Genomic DNA, 26159 nt, shown 5'->3' with positions numbered 1-26159 from the left:
ACGATTGATTTATACGGTTATTTTTAAAACGTTACATAGTTTGCAAAAGTTTATCAAAAAATAAAATTGAGCTTGTTATAAATCAATAAGGAGGTTTTTTGATGCAACAAACACAAATGAACCAAAATCAACAAACACAATCGTTTATGCCACAACCACCGAGCATTATTTCAACGAAAGACGAGCTTTATATCAAAGATATGCTTTCTTGGAATTTACTAGCTATGAAAAAAGCCCACTTTTTTGCACAGCAATGCCAAGATCCTGAAGTGAAAGCAGCTATTGAAAAAGCTGGACAAATGCATCAACGTCACTATCAACAAATCTTAAATCATTTAGGAAACCATATCCAAAATGCAAACCAAACAAGACAAACGATGCAATAAGTAAGAACTGTAGAATAATCGGTTTACATAACCGAGCTTTAGCGAATATAAACATCATTAAATAAGGAGGCAGCCATTTTAATTATGAATCAAAATATGAATCAGACGATGAATCAAGACCAAGGTCAAAATCAACAAAAAATTAGCAATCCAAAAACACAAGTCCCTAATACACCACAGATGAATGATCGTGATTTTGCCAATGACATGCTCGCAACTGAAAAGTATATGACTGACGCTTATAGCACAGCTTTAAACGAAGCCAGCCACGACGGTCTTTATAGAGACTTAATTCGTATTTTTAATGAAACTCAAGATTGTCAGCGCAATCTTTATAACGTCATGTTCCAAAAAGGATGGTATAGTCTTGAAGCAGTTCCTGAACAAAAATTGCAGCAAGATTTTCAACAATTCCAAGGCTATACGAGCCAATGGCCATACAACAACAGCATGATCCAATAAAAAAACTGACCTGCTCATTAAGCAGGTCAGTTTTTTATTTTATTCTACTGGTGATTGATTTAAAAAACGAAGTAAATCTCGTTGAATGACTTTGTCAGAAAGGGCTAACTCATATCCAACTTCTTCGGAACTTTTTTCACAGAAAATCGGGTCAATCACCGATCCGTTTGCCTTAGAGTAACATGTCCCTTCTGTATAGATAAACTCTTTTGTTACAAAACTTCCATCACGGAAAATCACAAAATCTTTCCTTGTTTCACTAAATAAATCTTCACCAAATGAAATATCGTTGCCCGGGTCAATGCCTAGCAAGTTTAGAAGGGTTGGTTTCACATCGATTTGACCACCGATTGTTTTCATTTTTTTCCCTTCCATTCCCGGCACGTGGATAATGAATGGTACTTTTTGCAATTCAACATGTAAATCTGGCGTAATTTCTTTGCCAATCACTTGGCTCATTGCTTTATTATGATTTTTAGAAATGCCGTAATGGTCTCCATATAATACGATAATTGAATTTTCATAGATTCCATTTTGCTTTAATAAATCAAAGAATATTTTCAATGATTCATCTAAATAGCGAACCGTTTGCACATAACGGTCAACAGAACCATCCCCAGTCGTTAAACGCGGGATCATGACGTCTTCTTCTTTATCAAGAATATATGGGAAATGGTTCGTCAATGTTATGAATTTAGCATGAAACGGCTGCGGCAAGCTTTTCAACAATGGAATCGATTGTTCAAAAAATGGTATATCTTTTAAACCATAGTTTACTGAATTGTCATCTGTCACATTAAAATATGTTTCATCAAAAAAGTGATCATAGCCTAAAGACTTGTACATTAAATCACGATTCCAGAAACTTTTATTGTTTCCATGGAATGATGCGGTTGTATAACCATTGTTCCGTAAAATTTCCGGCAATGCATAAAACTCATTTTGTGCATTCGTTGTAAAGACTGCACCACTTGGCAATGGATATAGAGAGTTATCAATTAAAAACTCAGCATCAGACGTTTTTCCTTGGCCGGTTTGATGATAAAAGTTTTCGAAATAAAAGCTGTCTTTAATTAATTCATTTAAGAATGGTGTGACAGGCTGTCCTTCCACTTCATAATTTAAAACCCAGCTTTGCAAAGATTCCATAGATATGAGAATTACATTTTTTCCTTTGGCAATGCCGGTCATTTCATTCGGTTCGTCAACACCATCATTCACATAGTTTTCAACTTCAATAATATCGCTACCTTCCGCAAAAGCACGTTGAGCCGATGCTTTTGAGTGCATAAACAAATCATAAAGATGATAGTTATAAACTCCTAAATATTTGACTAACATTTCACGGTCGAATGTTCTTGTCAATAACTGTGGACGCTGCGTCTCAGCAAGCAACACATTGAAGACAAGCAAAGCTACCGCTGCCAAAATCATGCCCCGCTTGAGCGGCTTTTTAAAAGTTACTAGTTTAATATCTTTCTTTCTAGCAATTACAGCAAGCAGCACGAGATCTACAAAAAACAAAACATCTAATGGTTGCATTAATTCTAAAGCGCTGCCGCCTAAATCTCCGAAGTTTTTAACTTGGAAAAGAACAGGAATCGTTATGAAATCGTTAAAAAAGCGGTAATAAACAGCATTCGCATAACTTAAAAATGTGAATAGAAAACTGCTTATTAAAATTCCTCTTATGCTTAATTTACGCCTAAAAGCATATGCGAACAAGAATAATAGGATAACTGGACCAATCGGATTTAAAAGCAAAATAAACTCTTGAAGCATATTTTCAATTGGCAAATCAAATAATAAACGGCTAACGATATAAGATTTTAGCCATAAAAAGATCATAGCAAGGAACAAAAACTTTTCTTCTCTGCTTGGTCGTAAGTTTTTGACTACTGCAGACAATCCTTTCATTGGAATAATTTCCCCCTTGTATTCTACCATTGTTTCTCTTTATAATCGAAATTACTTACTGAAAAGAGAACCAATGACAAGTATCTTACTACTTTCTTGGAAATTATGCAACGTTTAAAACTTGTAGATATGTAATCTTTTGGAAAATTTACATATTTTTTCTTATTATTCTAGAATCTTCTAAGTAACTATTTAACCATAAGTAATAGACGTTTTCAAATGGGTAAAAGTTTCATTTTTTCAATAAAAACTTTTGATGCTTTTTTATTGACAATTTCACATTATCTTTTATATGATAGTTATATAATTTTATACGCTAATTTTTTCAAAGGGGAGTAGCGTCAGGTATTTTATAAATACCTGAAACAAAGTCGTCATTTCATGGAGTTCATTCCATCGGCTTTGTTGACATGATTCATGTTCAGCAAGACCTTTGCCTAATGATTAGATAGGCAAAGGTCTTTTTTATTTATCAATTTTAAAAATTTTACGGAGGGAATCAGATGGAATTTCTGACAGCACTTTTATCTATTGTTATTATCGACCTCGTGCTAGCTGGTGACAATGCCATTGTAATCGGTCTTGCAGCACGAAATTTACCGAAAGATAAGCAAAAGAAAGCAATTATTTGGGGAACTGTAGGCGCAGTGGCCATCCGCGTTTTAGCTACAATTGCAGTTGTATGGCTATTAAAAATTCCAGGGCTTTTACTCATCGGTGGTGTGTTGCTCGTTTGGATCGCCTACAAACTTCTAGTTGAAGAAAAAGGGCATGATATTAAAGCAGGAAACAGTCTACTTGCTGCGATCCGCACAATTATTATTGCCGATGCAGCAATGGGCTTAGATAATGTCTTGGCTGTCGCAGGTGCCGCTCACGGAAGCATTTGGCTCGTCATCGTCGGTCTTGCAATATCAATTCCGATTGTCGTATGGGGAAGTACGATCATCATTAAATGGATGGAGCGCTTCCCGATCATCATTACAATCGGTGCCGGTATTTTAGCTTGGACCGCTTCAAAAATGATCGTAGGCGAACCTTTCTTAAAACATATTTTTGATAATGGATTTATGAAATATGGTTTTGAAATTCTTGTAATTGCTGCTGTTATCGGTGCTGGTAAATTAACAAAAATGAAAAGAGAGAAAAAAGCAGAAGAAGAGCTTAATACTCCCTCGAAAAAAGCAGCGGCTGAGTAAAATCAACGAATAAGGGCTTTGTGCCCTACATACCCCTAATATGGTAGAAAGACGTTTCTACGTTAAAAATATAACTTTCTAGACTACCCCCTCTCCAAAATTTTAAAAAGGCTGTACAGCAGTCGGCCTGTCCTGTTCGGACAGTTTCGATCATGCTTTACAGCCTTTTTGATAAGGTTACGCCTTAAAATCTCTTCGTTTTTCTTGTTTTAATAAAAAATACGATAAATATAACAAACAATACAGCAAGAACGACGTAAACGATATTTGAATAAATATCCATATAAGCAACGATGGAATCCCAAGAAGAACCAACAGTTGCACCAAGATTAATGAGAACAACATTCCAGATTAATGTCCCAAACGTTGTTAAAATCAGAAATAGTACAAATTTCATATTTGACATCCCAGCCGGAATGGAAATCAAACTGCGAATGAGCGGGATGAAACGACAGAAAAATACTGCCCATGGACCATATTTATCAAACCATGCATCGGCTTTGTGAATATCTTCCTTTGTCAAACGCAAAATATGACCCCAACGGTCTATAATTTTCTCCAAATTTTCCACATCAAGCAATAAGCCAATTCCGTAAAGAACTAAAGCACCAATAACCGAACCAAGCGTGGAAGCAATGACAACTCCCGTAATCGTCAAATCGGAATACGTCGTCATAAAGCCGCCAAATGTTAAAATTACTTCTGAAGGCACCGGCGGAAAAATATTCTCAAGGGCAATCAACAGCAAAATCCCTATGTATCCAAATTCATTCATAATACCTATTAACCAATCTTCCAACGAAAATCCTCCTTTAATTTTGCCAAATGCGAATTTGTTAGTTTTCTAACCTATTGTATTATATCAGGAACAGAAAGATGTATAAAATGGAAGGGGCTTGTTTGCCTTTATAAAAAATAAAAAAAATTAATTATTCATTTGCGCAATTACTTCCGACCGTTTTGGAAGCAGCTCTTTACTCGTCAAACCTGTTTTTTCTGCATATTTTTTTACTAAAAAATAACCGACACAATAGCCAACCATCTTCGGATAAGTGAGGCGCAAGCCATATAGAAGATCTTGATGGCGCCGGTCTTTCATACTTATATTCCGGTTCGGGTATATAATGTTCTTCCACATTTTATCCAACTGTTCATCGCTATAATACGATGTCCAATTCACTTGAAGCGCTTCTCCTAATCTTTCACCAACAGCACGCTCAGCTAACCCTTCCATTATGACCGTATCAAGCAATACATAATTATCTTCATTTTTATTGTACTTTGCTAAACGGCATACATGATTATATTCGTGAGTTAGAAGGGCTCTTATTTCGTCATCTGTATTTTCTGGTGAAATAAACAAAAATAATTTATCTTTAAAAGCAAGACCTGATTTTCCATTAAAATCCCGCTTGATTTTTCGGTTTTGATCCGCTGGAAAAATGATAATAGGTACATTCGGCCCTTGCCACACTTGTCGCAATAATTTTTCCTCTTTTTCTACAAGTTCCCAAACATTTCTTTTTTGTAATATTTTAACCTCTTTTTCTCCTTGAATATGGGGTCGATACATTCCGTGCATCGTTAAATATTGATATAGGTGATGGGCAGATGTATTCCTAAAATAAGGGAGCAGCTTTTCGCATATTTTTTTAGGATCAAAATAAAAACTCTTGAGCCATTGATCCGTTTGGATGACAGCCATTTTTTCACCTCTAATAACTTCTTTAAACAATCCTTTACCATAACGGTATGCTGCTCCTTTGGAAACGTGAGGAAAATTTATTATAAATAGAGATGTGGAAAGTGGAGGTAGGTACACTTTTACGAATCAAAGTCCAATTTTGCGAAAAAATGTATGACACCATCAAATTCATTGCAACTGAAGTAAAGGCTGTGTCTATAAATAAAAAAAGAGCGGGTCTCAACAAGTAGCCGCCTTTCATAAAACATGAACGGAAAATTAAATGTTATAGCATAAAAGATTTGAAAAGCAAACATAGGTTGTCCATTTTGCTTTTCTCCACTAGGTAAACACTCCAAAATCCCTAATCAATCGAATTTGACATCAAAGACCTCATTAATAATAAAAATAAAATCCTATAAACTTTCCGATCACAGCTACGACAAACAACAAAGCTAAATGCAAATAAGCTATAACGAACATTTCTTCCATTTCTTCTTCCATCCCTATACCTCCTAAACTAGGTCAAGAGCTCTCATTACTTTCAATATATGGGGACAAGTTGTTATTTATGAATAGAAATACACGTAATTGGCCACAAAAGCAAATTTACAATGCCTTTTCTTATATATTAAACCTATTAAAAAGTTATAATTTCTTAAAATAAAAGTAAAAAATCACCCTCGTGAGGTGATTTTCTACTATTATATATACATAAATCTGTAGATTATTTATAAATATTAATATTGTGAAAGATATTGTTCACGTTCCCAAGGATGAACGTTTGTACGGAAAATATCCCATTCAATTTCTTTCGCTTCAATGAATCTTTCAAGTAAATGTTTACCAAGTGCGTTTTTAATAACTTCGTCGCTTTTTAAGTTTTCAAGTGCTTCATGTAAAGAAGCAGGTAAGTTCAAGATGCCATTTTCAAGACGCTCTTCTTTTGACATAATATAAATATTACGGTCTACTGGCGCAGGAGGAGTCAATTGATTTTTGATACCATCTAATCCAGCTGCTAACAATACGGCTAATGCTAAATATGGATTCGCAGAAGGGTCGACGCTGCGAACTTCAATACGAGTGCTCATTCCGCGAGATGCAGGGATCCGGATGAGCGGGCTTCTGTTTCTAGCTGACCACGCAACATAACAAGGTGCTTCATAACCTGGAACTAAACGTTTATAAGAGTTAACAGTTGGGTTTGTAATAGCTGTAAAATTCGGTACATGTTTTAGAACACCGGCAATAAAGTGTCTAGCTGTATCGCTTAATTGTAAATCTCCAGTTGGATCAAAGAATGCATTTTGACCATCTTTAAATAAAGATAAGTTGCAGTGCATTCCGGAACCATTTACACCAAAGATTGGCTTCGGCATGAAAGTCGCGTGTAGACCGTGTTTTCTCGCAATTGTTTTAACAACAAGTTTAAATGTTTGGATATCATCGCAAGCTTGTAGAGCATTTTGATATTTAAAATCAATTTCGTGCTGACCCGGCGCAACTTCGTGGTGAGAAGCTTCAATTTCAAAGCCCATTTCTTCAAGTTCTAAAACGATATCACGGCGGCAATTTTCACCTAAATCGGTTGGAGCTAAATCGAAGTAACCACCGTTGTCATTTAATTCAAGAGTTGGTTCACCTTTTTCATTTAATTTAAATAGGAAGAATTCAGGTTCTGGTCCTAGGTTGAAGTCAGTGAAACCAAGCTCTCTCATTTCAGCTAAAATGCGTTTTAAATTGTTGCGTGGATCGCCTTCGAATGGAGTTCCGTCTGGATGGTAGATGTCGCAAATGAAACGAGCTACTTTTCCTTTTTCTGCAGTCCAAGGGAAAATAACAAATGTATCTAAATCTGGATATAGGTACATGTCCGATTCTTCAATGCGCACGAAACCTTCAATAGACGAGCCGTCAAACATACATTTATTGTCAAGCGCTTTTTCCAATTGGCTCACTGGAATTTCAACGTTTTTAATTGTGCCAAAAAGATCTGTAAATTGTAAGCGAATGAATTTCACATCTTGTTCTTTAACTAATTGGAAGATTTGTTCTTTTGTGTAAGACTTTTTCATACTATAGCCCTCCTGATTTATATGAATATGAGAATATATATGGCACAAGGTTTTTCCTTGGTCATTTTCCTTTTTTCATTAATAATTTAAGAAACAGTTTTTTGCCTGAATCGTAATCAACAACATCGTCTTTCTTATGAAGCTTGCTTTCCTGATCGTAAGTCTAATTCCCCATGACAAATGTAAGCTGCTTCACCTTTTTTCCAAACATGATTCGTTTCATCCCATCTGACAGTTAAATCGCCGCCCGGAAGGTGAACGGTAATAGGAACGTACTTATCTAACTTATTATTTAAAGTAGCGGCAACAACTGCTGCACAAGCGCCTGTTCCGCATGCCATTGTAATTCCGGAACCACGCTCCCAAACGCGGTAATCAATTTCTTGTCGATTTTTAACGGTAACAAAACCTACATTCACCCGCTCCGGAAATAATGGGTCATGCTCAATCATTGGACCAATCGTCTCCAATGGCACTTGCCCGACATCATCTACAAAAATGATTGCATGTGGGTTACCCATCGAAACACAAGTTAAATGAAATTCTTGTCCATTGATGATAAAAGGTTCATTGATGACCATCGAATGCGGATCGCCTGCCATTGGAATCATTTCCCTTAAAAGCTTCGGCTCTCCCATATCAACCGTTACATATTTCACTTCACCGAAACGACCGGGCTCCACTTCAACTGTTACATCCCCGCCTAATGTTTCAATAGTGAATTTCGTCTCAGTTGCATACATATGGTCGTATAAGTATTTCGCAACACAACGTAAACCATTGCCGCAGTTTTTTCCTTCAGATCCATCTTTATTAAAAATTCTCATTCGGAAGTCCGCATGCTCGGATGGGCAAATTAATATAATACCATCAGACCCAATTCCAAAGTTGACATCAGATACTTGCTTTGAAAGCTCCACCAAATCGATGTTATCCATTGGATCTTCTAAAAGGTTAAAGAATACATAATTGTTGCCTAAACCTTGCATTTTTGTAAACTTCATGCTCCCCTTCACCTCCCTTAAAAAATAAATTTATTTTTACCTAACCTTGCTTTAATTTCCTCAATTACACATTTTTCTTCTTCAATGCTGTCTGCTTGGAAAGTTACCGAGAATCGGATATAAGGACCGGCATCATCCCATGGAACGGTCGAGATTAAATGTTCTAAAATTAAATATTGACTGAAGTCTTCTGCCGTTTGAAAAACTGGTCCATTTTCAACAGCTTTTGGTGCTTTTGTATATAAGAAGAAAGAGCCTTTCGGTTTTTTTGCTTGGAAGCCGCATTCTTTCAATGCATTTACAAGCATTTCATGTCGGCGTGAATATTTTTCCGCTGTTTTCTTCGTAATTTCAGGATGTTGAAGTGCGTAAGCGGCAGCTTTTTGGATTGCCATAAATTGTCCTGAATCATTGTTATCTTTAACTGTCGCAAATGCTTTTACAATCTTCTCATTTCCAGCAACAAAGCCAATGCGCCAACCAGTCATATTAAACGATTTTGATAATGAATGCAGTTCTATTCCAACATCTTTCGCACCTGGGATTGAAAGGAAGCTCAATGGTTTTTCATCGTCAAAGACTAAGGCAGCATAAGCAGCATCATGCACGACGATGATTTCATGTTTCTTTGCAAAATGCACAACTTTTTCAAAAAATTCCGGGGTAGCAACAGCTCCTGTAGGATTGTTCGGGTAATTCAAATATAGAAGTTTTGTCTTTTTTAAAATATCGGCAGGAACAGCTTCCAAATCAGGAAGAAAACCATTTTCTTCTGTCAGCGGCAATGTTACAACTTCCCCGCCATTGTATTTTGTGTGAGTGCCTAAGATCGGATAATTTGGAGAAGGCATTAACGTAATATCGCCGGGATTGATGAAGGCTGTAGGAAGCATAGCCAAAGCTGGTTTTGAACCGATGCTGTGGTTCACTTCCGTTTCCGGATTAAGTCCGTCAACTCCAAAGACATTTTTCATATAACTTGCGGCTGCTTCTTTAAACTCCGCAATACCGTTGTCAGCATAAAAGCGATTTTCTTTTTTCGCTGCCTCTTCAGCTAACTTTTGGACCACCCCTGCATCTGCCATCGCATCAGGTTCCCCGACACCTAAATCAATTAACGGAATTGAAGGATTGGCTTTCATTGCAGCCCGTTTTGCCCTTTTTATTTTTTCAAATTTATAAATTTCTTCTTTTATCCCAAACTCAGCTCCGCCAATGCGGTCGGCAAAAAGTTGTTGGATATAGGCAGTTGTAATTGACATTGGAATCCTCCTTCATAACAATTGCGAATAAGAAAGAGTTTTTTATAGAGGGCGCCGGGTAAAGGCGCCCAAAGAGTTATTGATGCTGCATTTCAGGCACCGCTTCGCCATTAGCTTGCTGTAAAACTCTTTTATATTCTTTTGGAATAACCTTTACCCATTTCGCCAAGTTTTCTTCCCAATGGTTGAGAAGATATACTGCACGAGTACTGTTTGTATATTTATAATGATTTTGCACAAGCTGTTTTAATTTGCTGATGTCTTCTTCAGCGACTAACGGATCAATGTCGACCATCTCATGATTGCATTGTTTATTGAAAACATCTTTGTCTTCAACGAACACATATGCAATTCCGCCAGACATTCCAGCTGCAAAGTTTTTCCCTACATCTCCAAGGATGACAACAGTTCCGCCTGTCATATACTCGCAGCCATGATCGCCAATTCCTTCAACAACCGCTTCAACGCCGCTGTTTCTGACACAGAAACGTTCTCCAGCTAAACCGCGAATATAAGCTTCTCCTGATGTCGCCCCGTAAAAGGCAACATTACCGATAATTGTATTTTCTTCTGGCACAAAAATTGACTTTTCAGATGGACAAACTACGATTTTACCACCAGATAATCCTTTTCCAATATAGTCGTTGGCGTCTCCAACCAAGTTGAGCGTGACACCTTTTGGTAAGAATGATCCAAAACTTAGTCCTGCTGAACCAGTAAATGTTAGTTGAATTGTATCTTCTGGCAAGCCATCTCCACCGTAACGTTTGGAAATCTCACTTCCTAAAATTGTACCAACTGTACGGTTGATGTTTTGAATCGGGAAGCTTGCTTTTACTTTTTCTTGATTGTCAAGAGCAGGTTTGGCGATGTTCAGCAATTCTTTATAGTCAAGTGTATTTTCGATCCCATGGTTTTGCTGTCTTAGGTTGTATCTTCCTCCTTCTACAGGTGGTTGGTAAAGTAAAGGAGAAATATTTACATATTTTGCTTTCCAATGGGATTTCGCTTGTTTGCTTTGAACTAATAGATCGGTGCGGCCAACCATCTCATTGATCGTTCTAAAGCCTAACTGTGCCATAATTTCACGGACGTCTTGAGCAATAAATCTCATGAAATTCTCTACATCTTCCGGTTTACCAAGGAACTTTTTGCGAAGTTCCGGATCTTGTGTTGCAATACCGACTGGGCATGTGTTCAAGTGACATTGGCGAACCATGACGCAGCCTAGAACAACTAACGCAGAAGATGCAAATCCAAATTCTTCGGCACCTAATAGGGCAGCCATTACGATATCACCGCCAGTCATTAGTTTTCCGTCAACTTCTAAAATGACTCGGTCACGAAGACCATTTAAGAGCAATGTTTGATGGGTTTCGGCAAGCCCAATTTCCCATGGAATCCCTGCATGTTTAATACTTGAACGAGGCGCTGCACCTGTTCCGCCGTCAGCACCGCTGATTAAAATAACATCAGCAAGACCTTTGGCAACGCCGGCGGCAATTGTACCAACACCCGCTTTTGCTACAAGTTTGACGCTAATCCTCGCGGATGGGTTTGAATTTTTCAAATCGAAAATCAATTGCGCCAAGTCTTCAATTGAATAAATATCGTGGTGCGGTGGTGGTGAAATTAATCCAACACCTGGGGTGGTGCCACGCACTTCAGCAATCCATGGATACACTTTATGTCCTGGAAGCTGTCCGCCTTCCCCTGGTTTTGCACCTTGGGCCATTTTAATTTGAATTTCATCGCAATTGACTAAATATTGGCTTGTAACTCCAAAGCGGCCGGATGCAACTTGTTTGATCGCGCTGCGTCGCAGGTCGCCGTTGGCATCTGGCTGGTAACGGCTAGGATGTTCCCCACCTTCACCAGAGTTGCTTTTACCGCCGATTCGGTTCATAGCGATTGCCAATACTTCATGGGCTTCTTGGCTAAGAGAACCGTATGACATGGCGCCCGTTTTAAAGCGGCGGACAATTGATTCAACCGGCTCGACTTCATCAAGCGGGATCGGTGTTGCTTCTTTAAATGCTAATAGATCACGAATGAAAACGAATTGACCTTCATTAGCTTTCTCGGCATATTTTTTATACAGTTCATAATCCCCATTACGGCAAGCTGTTTTCAACATCTTAATAACTTCTGGATTAAATGCATGCGTCTCACCATCTTTGCGATATTGGAAGTCGCTTCCTGGTTTTAGAGGCTTTTCTTCCCCAAAAGCAATTTCATGACGCATGAGTGTTTCTTCAGCAATTGTTTCGAGGCCAATTCCTCCTAAAGCAGAAGTTGTACCTGTAAAGTATTGATCAACTACTTCAGAAGATAGACCAATAGCTTCAAAGATTTGCGCGCCACGATAACTTTGAATCGTAGAAATACCCATTTTTGACATGATTTTTACAATTCCGTCCGTTGCGGCTTTTCTATAGTTGTAAGCTGCTTTCGTCTCATCAATTTGCAATTCGCCTTTTTCAACCATTTCTCTAAGGCTTGCAAATACTAAATATGGGTTGATCGCATCTGCACCGTAACCAATCAATAACGCTAATTGGTGGACGTCTCTTGCTTCACCAGTTTCAACGATAATGCTGACTTTCGTTCTTGAACCTTGGCGGACTAAGTGGTGGTGAAGTCCACTTGCTGCTAAAAGCGCCGGAATGCTTGCAAATTCATCATTCATGTCTCTATCTGATAAAATAACGATAGAATATCCATTGGAGATCGCATCATCTACTTGAGCAAATAATTGATGCAATGAACTTTCAAGTGCCTGTTTCCCTTCATTTGCTTTAAATAAAATCGGGAACGTGATTGATTTTAAATTTTCCGCATTTTCGCGTATTTTTGCTAAATCACCATCTGATAGAATTGGAGTTTCTAATCGGATGCGACGGCAGCTTTCTCCATTTGGTTCAAGTAAGTCCCCTTCTCTTCCAAGATACGTTGTCGTTGATGTTACAAACTCTTCACGAATCGCATCAATTGGCGGATTTGTCACTTGAGCAAAAAGCTGTCGGAAATAGTTGTATAGAAGCTGAGAATGATTTGATAGCACGGCAACCGGCATATCATTCCCCATTGAATTAATTGGCTCTTTTCCACTTACTGCCATGTCACTAATTACTTTTTTCAATTCCTCGACAGTATAGCCAAAAGCGTGATAATATTTTGATAAAGGTAATGACAAATCTAGTTGCGAATCACTTGAAACTTCTAATTGCTCGATATAGATGCTGTTTTTATTCAGCAATTCCCGATACGGTTGTTCGCAAGCTACCTTTTTCTTGATTTCCTCATTCGGAATAATGCGCCCTTCTTTTAAATCAACGAGGAGCATTTTCCCTGGACTTAAACGCCCTTTGACAACGACTTGCTCTGGCTCAAGATCGATAACTCCTGCCTCTGAAGCAAAAATAATTGTGCCATCGACTGTTATATAGTAGCGAGCTGGGCGTAAACCGTTGCGGTCTTGCATCGCACCAATTTGCAGTCCGTCTGTAAAAGCAAATGCACCTGGTCCATCCCACGGTTCCATCAAATGGCTATGAAACTCGTAAAATGCTTTAATGGAATCATCCATTAATTCATCTTTTTCCCATGGTTCGGGCACCATCATCATCGCTGCGTGTGGGAGTGAGCGACCTGTACGAACTAAAAATTCTAAGCAATTATCAAAGGAAGATGAATCGCTGCCGTTTTCATCAATAATTGGCAATAATTCATTTGTTTTTTCTCCGAATAAAGATGATGCAATCCGCTTTTCACGAGCTTTCATCCAACTAACATTACCAGTCAACGTATTGATCTCACCGTTATGGATCAACATTCGGTTAGGATGCGCCCGTTCCCAGCTTGGGAAAGTATTCGTACTATAACGAGAGTGAACAAGTACAAATGCTGATTGGAATGATTCATCTTGAAGATCTAAATAGTATTGTTCCAACTGTTCTGGTGTCAGCATCCCTTTATAGACGATTGTTCTAGATGAGAGACTTGCCACATAAAATGTATCATCACCAGCAAGCGACTGATCTTTAACCATTTTTTCAGTTCTTTTACGAATGATGTAAAGTTTTCTCTCAAACTCCTCATCTTCGAATACGTTTCCTGCTTTCCCAATAAAAAATTGGCGCATAAATGGCTGACTTTCTTTTGCCTGAACACCGATTTTTTCATCATTCGTTGGCACCGTTCTCCAACCTAGCAACTCGCAGCCTTCTTCAACGATGATTTTTTCAAATGCATCTTCACATTGGTTACGAAGGGTTGCATCTTGCGGCAGGAATACCATTCCCACTGCATACTCGCCTTCTTCTTTAATCAAATCCGGGCAAACTTTTTGAAAAAACGTATGAGGTAGTTTTGTTAAAATTCCAGCTCCATCGCCGATATTTGGATCGCTTCCTTGACCGCCACGGTGTTCCAATCGGCAAAGCATCTCAATACCTTGCTTTACAGTTTGATGAGAACTTTCACCATTTAAATTTGCAATAAAACCAATTCCGCAAGCATCTCGCTCAAAAATCGGATTATACAATCCCTGTTTCATCGGTATTTTAGATTGATTCATGATATTTCTCCCCTTTTCGCATTTCATAGGTTGTTCTTCATTCCATTTTTGATATCAAATTTCGTTATTTTAATCTTGTTTTTTATTTTATCGTTTTGAATCAATCTAATCAATATGAGTTTTTTAATGTTTTAATCTATTTTTGATATGAATTAATAAATCATTTAGTGATGAATTATTTAATATCGATCAAAAACAATCTAATTTCATCGATTTAAGTTATAAATCCACGATCCAAAAATCCCTTTCGTTGCTTTTAATTTATTAATCAGCTTTAAAACACTTAACAAACATTTCCGTTTTTCTTCCTATGTTTATATCAACGAAAGCAATCGTTGAATTAACCTAAACAAAGAAACAATCCCAACCACATAACACCATTGGATAGAACCGAGTTTGGAAACTACGATACGAGAAGTATAAAGCGACAACCGTTCACAAAATTAGATCAATTTAATTCACAACACGATTATGCGTGTTACTAATCTTCATGATTAACAATCTTTCCTTCAATTTTATCTTCCAGTTGTCAATCGTTACCTTCCCGCATCAAAACACTTCATCCTCAACACCAAAAAACATTCAAATCTTTTAATGTTTTATTTTTTTACATCAAAAACCAATTTTTCTTGATGTAATATTATCTAACTTATTGATGTTATATTTTCTTACATGAAGTATGTTTTGATTATATTTTAAATATCCTCATTTGGCAACTTCTTTTTTTTATTTTTTTGAATACTTTTTCATTAAAAATTCTTCCAATTTTGAAAGACTCATGGGAAAAAATAAAAACACGGACTTGCCCCAAATTGACAAAATCCGTGTTTTACCGGATGGAAAATCGTTTCATTTTGTTCCGGATCCTAGCTATGTAATGTGGCTATCCTTTTGAATTTTTTTAAACCAAGCTTGTTATGTAAGAAATTTTATCAAAGTTAATGATGTAACATTGAGGTTCCAATTACATAAGTTTTTGAATAAAAAAATTCCTTTTAAATATTTTAAAAAGAACGCTAAAACTAACGTTTGTAGTTAGGGGTTGTGCGAAAATATTAGGTTGATACTCAAGGATAATCTGGACAAAACGTCCGTGTACCTAAGTGCAAAAAACAACCTAGTACAAATTGTACTAGGTTGCTGAGTTGATTTATTCGTTTCCTTTACCATGATTATTTGGAGAGCCATTTTTTTGGGCATTTTGTTTCTTTTCATTTACTTGCTGCTCTTTTTCAGCTTTCTTTTGTTGAACTTCTTGTTTTTTAGCAGCAACTTTTGCTTGTACTTCCGCACGTTTTTCTTGAGCCTTTGCTTTTGCTTCTTCTTTCTTAACTAATCCAGGTGCAACAATAATTTTTTCTTCCACTTTTACAACTGCTTCTGATTCAGCTTGTCCTTCTGTTTTTGTTTCTTTTTCAACAGCTTCAGTATCAGTAGTTGCTGCTTCTTTTTCTTCAGTAATTTTGGTTACTTCTTCTTTAGAGACTTTTGTTTCAGTCGCAACTTTTTCCTCTTCATCAGCTGTTTCATCTATGTACTTTGCTGCCTTTTCCTCCATCTTCGCTAACTTTTTGTCTAATTTAACAAAAGACTTTTGAATATTTTTCATTAAAGCTAATTGAGCTGTAGGATTTTTTACATGGGATAGTGCTGCCGTTAATGCATCAATATTTTGAGCGAGTTTCACTTCTACTTCGTTTTCTGCAACTTCGTCATCAATTCCCGCTTCTGTCTCTTTAGTTACATTGTCTTCTATTGTTGTTTCTTCAGTGTCTTCTGTTGTTTCTTCTGTAGCTTCAGAGTCTTGAGTTCCCTCTTCTTTAGTTACTACTTCTATTTCATCAGAAGCTTCTGTTTTTTCCGCTTCTGCTAACTTTTCAGCTGCTTCATCTTGTATTGCAATCGCTTTTTTTAGAAGTTCAATAGCTTCGTCCGTTTTCCCTTCCGCTATTAATACATTTGCTTCAGCAATACGTTCTGCAGCAAACTGGGCTAACATGCGAGCTTCTTTGTATTCATCAAACGTTACTGCAAGTCTTATTTTTTCCATCATAATTTTTACAAAATAGAGGAAATCTCCAGGTACTAACGTCGATGCTTTTTCTTGCTGTTGATCCGTGTCTTCGCTTCCTTCTTTCATAGGTTTTTCAGCATCTGTTGTGGCTTCTTCAGAAATCTCACCATCTTCTACAGTGTCTTCAACGGTTACATTTACTTCTGCTAAAGCCCTTTGCTCGTCTGTATCAACTGTAACAGCTTCTTCAATTTCTGGTGCTTGTAGTTCAACGACGCCTTCCTCAGCAAATACTGAGCCTGTTCCGATCGTTGAAAAAATAAGCGCAGATGCTACTGCACCACTCATTACCGTCTTTTTAATTTTCATCATGATTCCTCCTTTTTCTTTTACGCTATACGCTTCGACAAAAACTGGCACGTTTGTGGGTGTAATTATGAAAAAATTTATATTATTTTCCAAAGTTATTCTTCTTTTGAACCTAGATTAATAATAGAGTTATAGTTTATTTTAGGGATTTTCTGGTGAATTTTGGTTGGTAAGGAGGGTGGATTATTTAAAAATTAAGAGTGGTCTTAAAAAAGTTATTGCCTCTTTGGGATTATTGTTTTCTTTAGTTACCACTGGTTGTTCTATATGGGAACTGACTGATGAAGAAAAAGATATTTTGTATAAACGGACGAATTTAGAAAAATACGAGGCAGAGACAACTCCTTATCCAAAGAAAATAAAATTTTCACTAATACCTAATGAAGTTGTAAACGGAATTTATGCCACTGATGTTTATGTAATAGAGGTAAAAGAAAGAGAAAATAATGTCAGAAAAGAAAAAGAAATATTAGTGATGGTTGGTTTTGACAGTCATCTCAATGAAAAAGAAGGAACGATGCTCAGCACCTTTCGTTTAAACGAAAACAATACTTATACCGGAGGATTAGTTGAATTTAAAGAGAAAATATGCACTATTTTTTAACCAATCGGAAAGTTTTAACTTTAAAATAAAATGTAAATTTCCTCTATATCCTAACAAAAAATTTTTATCATGTATAACCACTACATATAGGATAGTTATGCTTTTGTCTTGGAAGTGTTTTTTTACCTTAAAATAAAAAAATATTCCCCAAACGATCTTAAAATCATTTGGGGAATACTTGGAGTGTAAAAGTATCCTTTTTTCTTCACCACTTTGCTATCTGTTATACCGACATATCATTAACTCTACATAGCATTTTCTACATGTTCCCTCTGCAAAAACCTCTGATCTTTTCTACTACTAATCAATGAATATACCACTGGTATTACGATAAACGTTAAGAAAGTTGAAGTTAATAGTCCAAACATAATCGTAACAGCCATTGGTCCGAATAAGTCGCTTTTTGAAAATGCCAATGGGATCAGTGCTGTAATGGTTGCTGTTGAGCTTAAGATAATTGGTCTAAAACGCTGGCTTACAGCTTGCAGGCAAGCTTCATCAACGGCGAGCCCTTCTTTTCTTCCATCGTGTATATACTCAATGAGCAAGATGGCATTTCTAATAACAACGCCAATGAGGCTAATGATTCCCATAACCGCTGTAAAAGACAAAGACATATTAAACACCATCAGTCCTATAACGACACCTATTAATGAGAATGGCAGCGAAGTCATGATGATAATTGGTTCTATAAAAGAATTAAATTGAATCGTTAAAAGTACATAAATAATCACGATCGTTAACACACCCGCTAATGCAAGGCTTGTAAAATTCTCTTGGATTTGATGTTTCTCGCCATCATAAATTACTTTTACTCCATCTAAGTCCATTTTATCGATTTCCTTCGCAAGAGCATCCTCTATGTCAACAGCATTGGAACCTGTTTTGACATCACTGTAGACTGTAATCGTTTTTTCTTTATTATAGTGCTTGATTTGATCTAGTTCAGATACAAGATTAATAGAAGCAACTTGGCCTAATAATATTTTATTCCCTGTAATGCTTGATTTAATTTGTAAATTTTTAAGTTCCTTTACTGAACTGATATTTGTTTTAACGACAATGTCGTACTCACTGCCATTTTTTCTGTACACGGAGCTCGTGGAACCTTTTAATGCAATATGGATCTGTTTTAGAATATCGGATTTCAAAAGACCCTTTTGGGAAGCTTTCGTATCATCAATATTCACTTCATACTGGTACGTTTTTTGAGACGCATCGTCCCGGACATTTAAAGTTCCCGGTATATTTCTTAACTGTTCTTGGATTTTTTCTGAAGCTGCATATAATTGATCCAAATCTTCACCAATCAATCTTAATCTTATTGGTGCTCCAATTGGCTTTGCCTGCTCTAATAGTTTTACTGTCGCTTTACCACCGCTAATATTCGTATCCAATAAATATTGAAGATGCTCAGCGAGTTCCTGTCTTGTACTAAATGTATCTGTTTTCTCAATATCAACTTTGACTAATGTTTGCGCTACATCTTTAGAATTTGATACCGTTGGCAACGTGACATAAAATTTTGGTAACCCGCCTCCGATCGCCGATGTATAGCCTGTAACTTCTTTTTGTGATTGAAGTACTTCTTCTACTTGTTTGACCAATTGGTTTGTACTGTCTAGGTCATCAACTTTTTCATTTTCTATATCGACATAAAGAATATCTTTATCGACATAAGGGAAAAATTGCATTCCCAACGTTTTAAATAAACCGACTGAAACTAAAAAGATCGCAATAGCTGATAAAATAACGATCGTTTTATGTTTTAAGGAAAATGTTAAAATGATGCGAAACATTTTCCGAATGATTCCTTCTTTTTCTTCCTTGTTTCTCTTTTTAAAAAACGCAGAAGAGATCGAAGGTGTAAGTAGTAAAGCTGAAATATAAGACCAAGTCACACAAATCATAACAACGAGTGGCAGAGCTTTTAAAAATTCCCCTACCGCTCCCGGAATTGTTAACAACGGTGCAAAGGCACCAACGATGATTAAAGTTGAAGTAAAAACAGGTACGAATAATTTCTTGATGGCATAAAACGCAGCCTCATTCCCAGGCTTCCCTTTATCGATTTCCACTTGGATGGCATCACCGATGACAATGGCATCATCTACCAATATCCCAAGGGCAATGATAAGTGCGGTTGTTGACACTTGGTGAACTTCAATTCCTAATACGTACATCGTAATGAATGTTAAAGCAATCGATATTGGGATAACTGAAGAAATGACCATTGCATTTCGAAGGCTCATGCCAACAAATACCGTAATGAGGACAAAGACGATCCCCTCAAGAAGTTTTTGCATGAAAAAATCTACTGAATCACTTACATCTTTTGGTTGAAAGATGACCTCATCCAACTGGATATCACTCGGAAGATTATTTTTAACTTCATCCAGTTTTTTTCTTACTTCTTCACCAATGAGAACAATATTTTTTCCATCTTGAAAATATCCAGCAAGAATAACTGCATTGATCCCTTGATTCGTGTATTTGTAGTCAGCGTCGTCATTATAGCCCATGTATACTTTAGCGATATCTTTTATTTTAATAGTTTCTCCAGAAATGCTTGAAACGCCGACAATTGTATTCTCAATATCTTGTAATGACGTAAAACTACCTGGAGCTTTCACCTTAATTTTGCCCGTTTCATAATTTAAAGACCCTGATGGGATATTGATGTTTTGAGCTTTTAATACCGCTGCGACTTCTTCAATAGAAAGATCATATTTATTAATTTGACTTAGATCGACTTCTACTTTTACTTGTTTTTCTTGCTTCCCGCTAACGTCAAATCTGGATATCCCTTCGATACTGCTTAATTCTTTTTTAATTTCATCTGCATAGTTCCCGAGCTCTTCATAGGAGTAATTTTCACCAGAAATGGAGATCATCATACCAGTAGCTTCCGTTAGATCCGTATTAATAATACTTTCTTGACATCCTTCAGGAAGTTCCGATTGGATATCATTTATTTTGTCTCTTAATTCCCTCCACGATTTATCAGGATCTGCATCGTTGTTTAAATAAACGATAACAGCCGATACACTGTTTTTTGAAAAAGACTCTGAATAGTCATATCCGTCAATTTCTTCCACTTTTTCTTCAATTTTTTTTGTTACAAGATTTTCAATTTCACTTGGAGATGCTCCCGGATATATAGTTGTGACCATCGCAAGTGGCGAGGAAATATCCGGGCTTTCTTGTTTTGGTATAATATAGTAGCTGTAAATTCCAGCAACGAGGGCGATTGCTGTTAAAAATAATACGATTTTTTTATTTTCTATCGCGGCCTTGATGAGTCTCATTTTTCATTTTCCTCGCTTGTTTGAACTTTGTAACCCGCTTTTATATTTTTCATACCCTCAATGACAAGTTGATCTCCAACTTTTAAACCTTCGACGGATACTTTATCTTCATGCGGCTCTCCTATCGTTATATTTTTTCGAACCGCACGGCCCTCTTCAACAATATAAACATAATCTTCGCCATCATTTAAAATGCTGCTGATCGGAATCCATACGGATTCTTTATTTCCGATGCCAAAATAAACTTTGACACTTTGGCCAATCAAATATTCACTGTTTTTTATAGGTTGCAATAATTTGATTTCGGCACTATAAGTACCTGTCTCAGGATCTGCCATCTGAGCGATATTAATAACCTCACCATCAGTCGTTTGACCATTAATTTTCACCTGTGCTTTTGATCCAACTTTTATTTTCGTGACATCTTGATCTGAAAGACCTACGCTGACGACTTGGTTTTCACTCCGAATAAGAATGACCGGATTTCCTGCTGGCCATAATTCTCCTTCTTTTCCTAGAACATCGACGACATAACCATCGATATCAGCCACTAGTGACGCATCTTGAACTAAACTTTCTTTCGATGAATAATTCGTTTTCGCTGAATTTAGTTGAGCTAAAAGAGCATCAATGTCTTCTTCTCTCGTTCCATTTTTCAGCTGTTGCAAATTTTGAATGGCAATATTAAGGGAACTTTGAGCATTATCTAATTGAAGCTTACTATGATCTAATTCTTGTTTCGAAATAGCTCCACTTTCAAATAGCTTTACATTTTTGTCATATAAATCTTTTAAAAAATTGTAATTATCTTGGGCATTTTTAACAGCAATTTCTGCTTTTGCAATGTCCTCTTTTTGGGCACCATTGACCGCTTTATGATACTGTGCAGCAGCTGCATCCATTTGATATTTAGCTGCTTCCATCGCTAAAATTAAATCTGTTTTATCAAGATCAACCAAAGGATCTCCCTTTTTTATACGCTGTCCTTTTTGGACATAAATTTTGTCTATGATTGCAGTGCTTTTAAATGATAGTTTTCTTACTTCACTTCCCCCTGTAATCCCTGCATATTCCAATGTAACTGGCAAACTTTCATTCTTAACTTCTATCGTTTTTACAGGGTATACTTTTGGTGCGGCCGTTGTTTCTGCATTTGATTCACACCCAAGCAACGTGGCAATAATGGAAAATATCAATAAAACGAACCATGCTTTCCTCTTCATAATTTTCTCCTTTCTTGTCTTACTTAAGAAGTCAGCTATTCTAGCAGAAAATTATTTAAAACTTCCAAATTTACTTTTCTTCATTTTCTGAGAGATTTTGACAATTCGCTTCCACATATTCAGTTAAAGACATTTTGTTCCAGTTTAAAGTAGGTATATTTTCTGTGCCAAAGCTTTCTTTTAGAAGATCTGCCGCCGTAATTTTTGAAAAATATTCAATAAGTAAGAGATCTGCTTGTTTAAATACATTCCGAAGAATGTCGGATCCTTTGTCTGTGTGCTTTCCACCTTTAAATACGGTTTCTATTAGTCCTGTATCAGAATAAATAGAAATAGGTCCTTCCATTGCTTCGATGATATCTAACATATTGATTTCTTCCGGGCTTTTCGCTAAACTAATTCCTCCACGATTACCGGAAACGGATGTAATAATTTTCTTTTTAACTAATTTGCGAGTAATTTTCTTTAAATACGATGGAGATACGTTCAGTTTTTTACTAATTTCATCCGTTGCCAGCGGTTCATTTTTTTCCTGAGTGACAAGAAAAATAAGTATACAAATGGCTTGTTCTACAGATTTGGTCAGTTTCAAAATTATACACTCCTAATTGTTTTATATATAGATATTTTATGTCTATTATGGATATTTAATGTCCATAATTATTTTAAACTTGCAGATTGGGTAAATCAAGTGGTTTTACAAACCGATTATTGAGCAGCAATAGTTGATATAGGTATTTAATCGTTGGAAGAAATGATGGCTGATTGGGTGAGGATTTCAGCTTCCTTCAAATTCCGCGTCACCACGGACACCCTTGCGTTAAGCTAACTGTTACTTCTTCCTTCACAGCATGTGACTTTCCCCTAGAGATTACACCCATGCCAGGCGCACAAACAGAAAAGACGGGATTCGATCCCGTCTCTGTATCGATCTAACGAGTAGATTTTCTTATTTCCACACACGCTTCAATTGAAAAACTTCTTCCATATATCCCCATAGAGAAATCGGGGACATGATTGCCTGATATAGCAACACATAAAAAACAAATCCAAATCTGTTTTTTCTAATCCTCAGATTTAATTGCTTGAAAACTTTCTTTTGATATGTGTACAAAATAAAGTTTTGAAGTAAAGCTAAAGGCAACACGAATAAGGTCATCGGTCCGGCAACCCAATAAATACCGAAGAAAGCCAATGCTACACCTGGCAACCAAAACAGAGTATACACAAAATCAAGGTATGGCATGATTAAGTTCATGGTTGTTGCATATTTTACGAAACCAAGAGGTTGTTTCCAAGGTTTTATTCTCTTGAGGGCTTCAATCATTCCTCTTGCCCAACGGCTTCGCTGTCTTTGGAAATGAATAAACGTTTCAGGTACTTCCGTAAAGGCAACTGCCAATGGTTCAAAATATACCTTCCATCCTTTCTCCAACATGCGCCATGTGATGACGATATCTTCTCCAATGACATCAGGAAATCTGCCAATGGATTTCAAAACCTCAGTTTTATAAAGGGAATATGCCCCTTGAGCAACTAATGTGCCTTGAAACATTCCCTGCAATCGTTTAATGCTCGCAATTCCTAAGAAGTAGTCCCATTCCTGAATTTTTGTCCAGAAGTTCTTACGACTATTACGGGTTAATACCGAACCGGCAACAGCACATACATCTTTCGGACTGGATAAAGCTCTTCGGATCAGATATTTGACGGAATCTTTCATGAGGATCGTATCTGCATCTAAGGTGATCAACCATTCGGTGTCTACGATTTTTAAAGCGGCATTTAGAGCGTGGTGTTTGCCTGGGTGGGATTCTCGAATTACCCGGATATTTAGTCCGAGTTCATCCCCTGCTTGTTGGGCAATTTCAAAAGTTTTGTCTTTAGAGTTATTATCAATCACAATCACTTTTATTGGCCCTTCATAAGTCTGCTTGGCAACATATTCTAAGGTCGTTCGAATCGATTTTTCTTCATTATAACAAGCAATTAAGACCGAAACGGGTATGGTTGGATTTTCTACTTTTAATGGAGGTTGTTTATCAAATAATAAACCAAAGACCATGAAAGCATTGATGTAACCTGGGATATATGCCACTCCTGCAATAATGAAAAGAGCGATAGGCAAGGTTGTCACTTCTCCTAAGTTATGCACCCAATTTTTTGATAAATAAATCGAAAAGAGCAACCAAAGAAAAGCAAACACATGGGCAAAATAGAGTTTGAGTTTTAATGGAATATATGGCTTTTTAATGAATTCTTTCTTACGTGCGATCTCTGAAGGTTTTTGGAATTCTTGATCGTTTATCTTAGGTGTTGGCATAGGTCACCTCATAACTCAAAGTAATCCTTTGATTTGATTTCATTATAACTGTAAGTTCTATACAGTCCAATGGAATTAGTTGGTTATATGCGTTGAGTTGCTTTCCTAACAGAATGCTTAACGGATATAGTTATCATGAATTTTCGTGGAATTTTGGCCAATTCAAGTATAGGAGAATGAGATGACGTTATGCACTTTTATTTTCTGAGAATTGTAGGAAAACCAGAAATTAATGATATTATAGAGCCTTATTTTTAATTCCATAAATTAACGATGATATTCGAAAAATAAAAAAACCATAAAACCTCCATTTGGAAATTTTATGGTTCTTGTTATCAATCATATTTACCACCAAAGTATGTATTGGTGGAGACGGTGGGAGTCGAACCGTATTTTAATACAAATATTGATAAATCAATGATTTCAAGTATTTTTCACACACTTTTTAAATGTACTAAATGCTAATCTAAATGCCATTTCAAAAAAACTATGTTGGGGGCAAGCTCTTTTATATTTAAAATTTTATATTATATGTCTATTTCTATCCCTGAATCGATCAACAGCCTCAATTCTTGAGATTTTTTTGAGTGATTGTGGCGTGTTCGGCCAATTCTTTTTGAGTTAAACTTTTTTAATTGCATTTTAAAAATTTCCATACCAATTTTACGTGATGAAGAGTCCAATTACCGAGCAGTAAACTGGTTTTCTCTCTCTTTTTTTAGTATTTCAAATTGATCCATTTGAATTCATCCTTTTCCATTGAAGTTTGAATGTCTTCATTTTCCTTTAGGATTAATTCAGTACATGATTACCTTTCTATTTACAATTATGCCTTCCATTATGGTTAGATACACTTACAATTTGTTACATATTTATTCTTGAAAAAGTTAAAATTAAACAAAAAAGCTGAAGCAAAGACACAATAAATGTACTTGCTTCAGCTTTTTCACCTTAAATTTTTATCCAACCATAATAGCCAGATAAAAACGACATCGACGGTTTTTTGATGCCTTTCGTCTGCAAATAATGTTATCATTAAAAAAAATAAGTGTCAAGATACTAACACCTATATTTTCGAATAAGACCATAAAAAAGTTTTAAGATATCGTTAAACTGATCTATTCCGCTATACATATTTCTTCTATACAAAGCCCGTTTGTAAACATCAAATAATTCACGTTTTCTTACTTTCCTTACAAATTTACCCTTTACATATTCATCATGCAAATAAATTAAACAACACAAATCATGTATCCTAAAATTAGTAATTAGCTCTGAACTTTTCTTTCTTTTCAGCATTTCCGTTTCCACATATCGTTTCAAATCCCGATGCGCTTGGCTCTTCTTTTGATTATGACTAGTATATATTTTATTAAATTGATCTACTTCCACAACATTTAATAATAGAGGTCTGCTATGAGCAGCCGAATCTCTAATATTCTTTGAATAATGTAAAAACTTATATGCTATATCTAATTGCTTAGACTTATATTTACCTTCATCCACATAAAATTTAATAAAGGATGATAATTGACCATAAGACATCATTTCTATAAGTTTCCATATTGGAAATTTACCTCTTGTATAAGTATCATAATTATAGTCACGTTTATTTTTTACTTCTTTAAAAATTTTATCCTTAACATGTATATAATCTTCAACTTTATTATCTATAATAGAAACAAATCGTTTTAATTCATATTCATTATAGTCGTCTATTATTGAAAACCCATTTTCACCAGAATCC

Annotated in this window: 17 protein-coding genes and 1 riboswitch; of the genes, 4 read left to right on the top strand and 13 right to left on the bottom strand. The window is 36.3% G+C overall.

The window, feature by feature from the left end:
- Positions 1–101 precede the first annotated feature (101 nt).
- Both HR057_RS14355 and HR057_RS14350 read left to right on the top strand, forming a co-directional pair.
- Positions 102–386, top strand: coding sequence for a hypothetical protein (locus tag HR057_RS14355; protein ID WP_173732138.1), 285 nt, complete (start codon positions 102–104; stop codon positions 384–386).
- Between the two features lie 84 nt (positions 387–470).
- On the top strand, positions 471–848 hold the full coding sequence (locus HR057_RS14350; protein ID WP_173732137.1) for a spore coat protein: 378 nt from the start codon (positions 471–473) through the stop codon (positions 846–848).
- A gap of 39 nt (positions 849–887) precedes the next feature.
- Here HR057_RS14350 and HR057_RS14345 read toward each other — a convergent pair whose 3' ends face one another.
- Complete coding sequence (locus tag HR057_RS14345; protein ID WP_173732136.1) at positions 888–2765, bottom strand: LTA synthase family protein; 1878 nt, start codon at positions 2763–2765, stop codon at positions 888–890.
- Positions 2766–3083: 318 nt separating this feature from the next.
- A riboswitch (yybP-ykoY riboswitch) is annotated at positions 3084–3188 on the top strand.
- Positions 3189–3268: 80 nt separating this feature from the next.
- On the opposite strand from HR057_RS14345, the gene HR057_RS14340 reads away from it, so the two are divergent.
- Positions 3269–3964, top strand: a complete 696-nt coding sequence (locus tag HR057_RS14340; RefSeq protein ID WP_173732135.1) for a TerC family protein — start codon at positions 3269–3271, stop codon at positions 3962–3964.
- Between the two features lie 184 nt (positions 3965–4148).
- Here the strand turns inward: HR057_RS14340 and HR057_RS14335 are convergent, their stop codons facing one another.
- The 7 genes from HR057_RS14335 to HR057_RS14305 form a co-directional block, all read right to left on the bottom strand.
- Positions 4149–4763 (bottom strand): DedA family protein, encoded by a 615-nt coding sequence (locus HR057_RS14335; protein ID WP_173732134.1) that lies wholly within the window; start codon positions 4761–4763, stop codon positions 4149–4151.
- A gap of 126 nt (positions 4764–4889) precedes the next feature.
- Positions 4890–5669, bottom strand: coding sequence for a DUF2268 domain-containing protein (locus tag HR057_RS14330; protein WP_173732133.1), 780 nt, complete (start codon positions 5667–5669; stop codon positions 4890–4892).
- Between the two features lie 719 nt (positions 5670–6388).
- Positions 6389–7726 (bottom strand): type I glutamate--ammonia ligase, encoded by a 1338-nt coding sequence (gene glnA, locus HR057_RS14325; RefSeq protein WP_173732132.1) that lies wholly within the window; start codon positions 7724–7726, stop codon positions 6389–6391.
- 134 nt (positions 7727–7860) lie between these two features.
- Complete coding sequence (dapF, locus tag HR057_RS14320) at positions 7861–8730, bottom strand: diaminopimelate epimerase (protein ID WP_173732131.1); 870 nt, start codon at positions 8728–8730, stop codon at positions 7861–7863.
- A 17-nt stretch (positions 8731–8747) separates the two neighbouring features.
- Positions 8748–9992 (bottom strand): LL-diaminopimelate aminotransferase, encoded by a 1245-nt coding sequence (locus tag HR057_RS14315; RefSeq protein WP_173732130.1) that lies wholly within the window; start codon positions 9990–9992, stop codon positions 8748–8750.
- 76 nt (positions 9993–10068) lie between these two features.
- The gene (gltB, locus tag HR057_RS14310) at positions 10069–14571 is read right to left on the bottom strand and encodes a glutamate synthase large subunit (RefSeq protein WP_173732129.1); all 4503 of its coding nucleotides are present in this window, start codon (positions 14569–14571) and stop codon (positions 10069–10071) included.
- Between the two features lie 1150 nt (positions 14572–15721).
- Positions 15722–16954 carry a DUF5667 domain-containing protein gene (locus HR057_RS14305; protein ID WP_173732128.1) on the bottom strand — a complete coding sequence of 411 codons (1233 nt, stop codon included), beginning with the start codon at positions 16952–16954 and terminating at the stop codon, positions 15722–15724.
- 178 nt (positions 16955–17132) lie between these two features.
- On the opposite strand from HR057_RS14305, the gene HR057_RS14300 reads away from it, so the two are divergent.
- Positions 17133–17558, top strand: coding sequence for a hypothetical protein (locus HR057_RS14300; protein WP_173732127.1), 426 nt, complete (start codon positions 17133–17135; stop codon positions 17556–17558).
- Positions 17559–17803: 245 nt separating this feature from the next.
- On the opposite strand, the gene HR057_RS14295 is transcribed toward HR057_RS14300, so the two are convergent.
- From HR057_RS14295 to HR057_RS14275, 5 genes are all read right to left on the bottom strand, one after another.
- Positions 17804–20866, bottom strand: coding sequence for an efflux RND transporter permease subunit (locus HR057_RS14295; protein ID WP_173732126.1), 3063 nt, complete (start codon positions 20864–20866; stop codon positions 17804–17806).
- Complete coding sequence (locus tag HR057_RS14290; RefSeq protein ID WP_173732125.1) at positions 20863–22089, bottom strand: efflux RND transporter periplasmic adaptor subunit; 1227 nt, start codon at positions 22087–22089, stop codon at positions 20863–20865. Before HR057_RS14290 ends, HR057_RS14295 begins: the two co-directional genes overlap by 4 nt.
- A 70-nt stretch (positions 22090–22159) precedes the next feature.
- On the bottom strand, positions 22160–22681 hold the full coding sequence (locus tag HR057_RS14285; protein ID WP_173732124.1) for an RrF2 family transcriptional regulator: 522 nt from the start codon (positions 22679–22681) through the stop codon (positions 22160–22162).
- A gap of 357 nt (positions 22682–23038) precedes the next feature.
- Positions 23039–24412 carry a glycosyltransferase family 2 protein gene (locus HR057_RS14280; RefSeq protein WP_173732123.1) on the bottom strand — a complete coding sequence of 458 codons (1374 nt, stop codon included), beginning with the start codon at positions 24410–24412 and terminating at the stop codon, positions 23039–23041.
- Positions 24413–25471: 1059 nt separating this feature from the next.
- A partial coding sequence (locus HR057_RS14275) for an Abi family protein (protein ID WP_173732122.1) occupies positions 25472–26159 on the bottom strand: 688 nt, incomplete at its 5' end.

Origin of the sequence: Calidifontibacillus erzurumensis (assembly GCF_013303125.1) — a bacterium.
In the GTDB taxonomy this organism is placed as follows: domain Bacteria; phylum Bacillota; class Bacilli; order Bacillales; family Bacillaceae_J; genus Calidifontibacillus; species Calidifontibacillus erzurumensis.
Note: the sequence above shows the minus strand (reverse complement) of the source record. Positions and strands in the feature narration are given on the sequence as shown.

Excerpts from the sequence above, each read along its gene's own strand:
- HR057_RS14355 (WP_173732138.1), top strand. The coding sequence starts at position 102 with ATGCAACAAACACAAATGAACCAAAATCAACAAACACAATCGTTTATG.
- HR057_RS14350 (WP_173732137.1), top strand. The coding sequence starts at position 471 with ATGAATCAAAATATGAATCAGACGATGAATCAAGACCAAGGTCAAAAT.
- HR057_RS14345 (WP_173732136.1), bottom strand. The coding sequence starts at position 2,765 with ATGAAAGGATTGTCTGCAGTAGTCAAAAACTTACGACCAAGCAGAGAA.
- HR057_RS14340 (WP_173732135.1), top strand. The coding sequence starts at position 3,269 with ATGGAATTTCTGACAGCACTTTTATCTATTGTTATTATCGACCTCGTG.
- HR057_RS14330 (WP_173732133.1), bottom strand. The coding sequence starts at position 5,669 with ATGGCTGTCATCCAAACGGATCAATGGCTCAAGAGTTTTTATTTTGAT.
- glnA (WP_173732132.1), bottom strand. The coding sequence starts at position 7,726 with ATGAAAAAGTCTTACACAAAAGAACAAATCTTCCAATTAGTTAAAGAA.
- dapF (WP_173732131.1), bottom strand. The coding sequence starts at position 8,730 with ATGAAGTTTACAAAAATGCAAGGTTTAGGCAACAATTATGTATTCTTT.
- HR057_RS14315 (WP_173732130.1), bottom strand. The coding sequence starts at position 9,992 with ATGTCAATTACAACTGCCTATATCCAACAACTTTTTGCCGACCGCATT.
- gltB (WP_173732129.1), bottom strand. The coding sequence starts at position 14,571 with ATGAATCAATCTAAAATACCGATGAAACAGGGATTGTATAATCCGATT.
- HR057_RS14305 (WP_173732128.1), bottom strand. The coding sequence starts at position 16,954 with ATGAAAATTAAAAAGACGGTAATGAGTGGTGCAGTAGCATCTGCGCTT.
- HR057_RS14295 (WP_173732126.1), bottom strand. The coding sequence starts at position 20,866 with ATGAGACTCATCAAGGCCGCGATAGAAAATAAAAAAATCGTATTATTT.
- HR057_RS14290 (WP_173732125.1), bottom strand. The coding sequence starts at position 22,089 with ATGAAGAGGAAAGCATGGTTCGTTTTATTGATATTTTCCATTATTGCC.
- HR057_RS14280 (WP_173732123.1), bottom strand. The coding sequence starts at position 24,412 with ATGCCAACACCTAAGATAAACGATCAAGAATTCCAAAAACCTTCAGAG.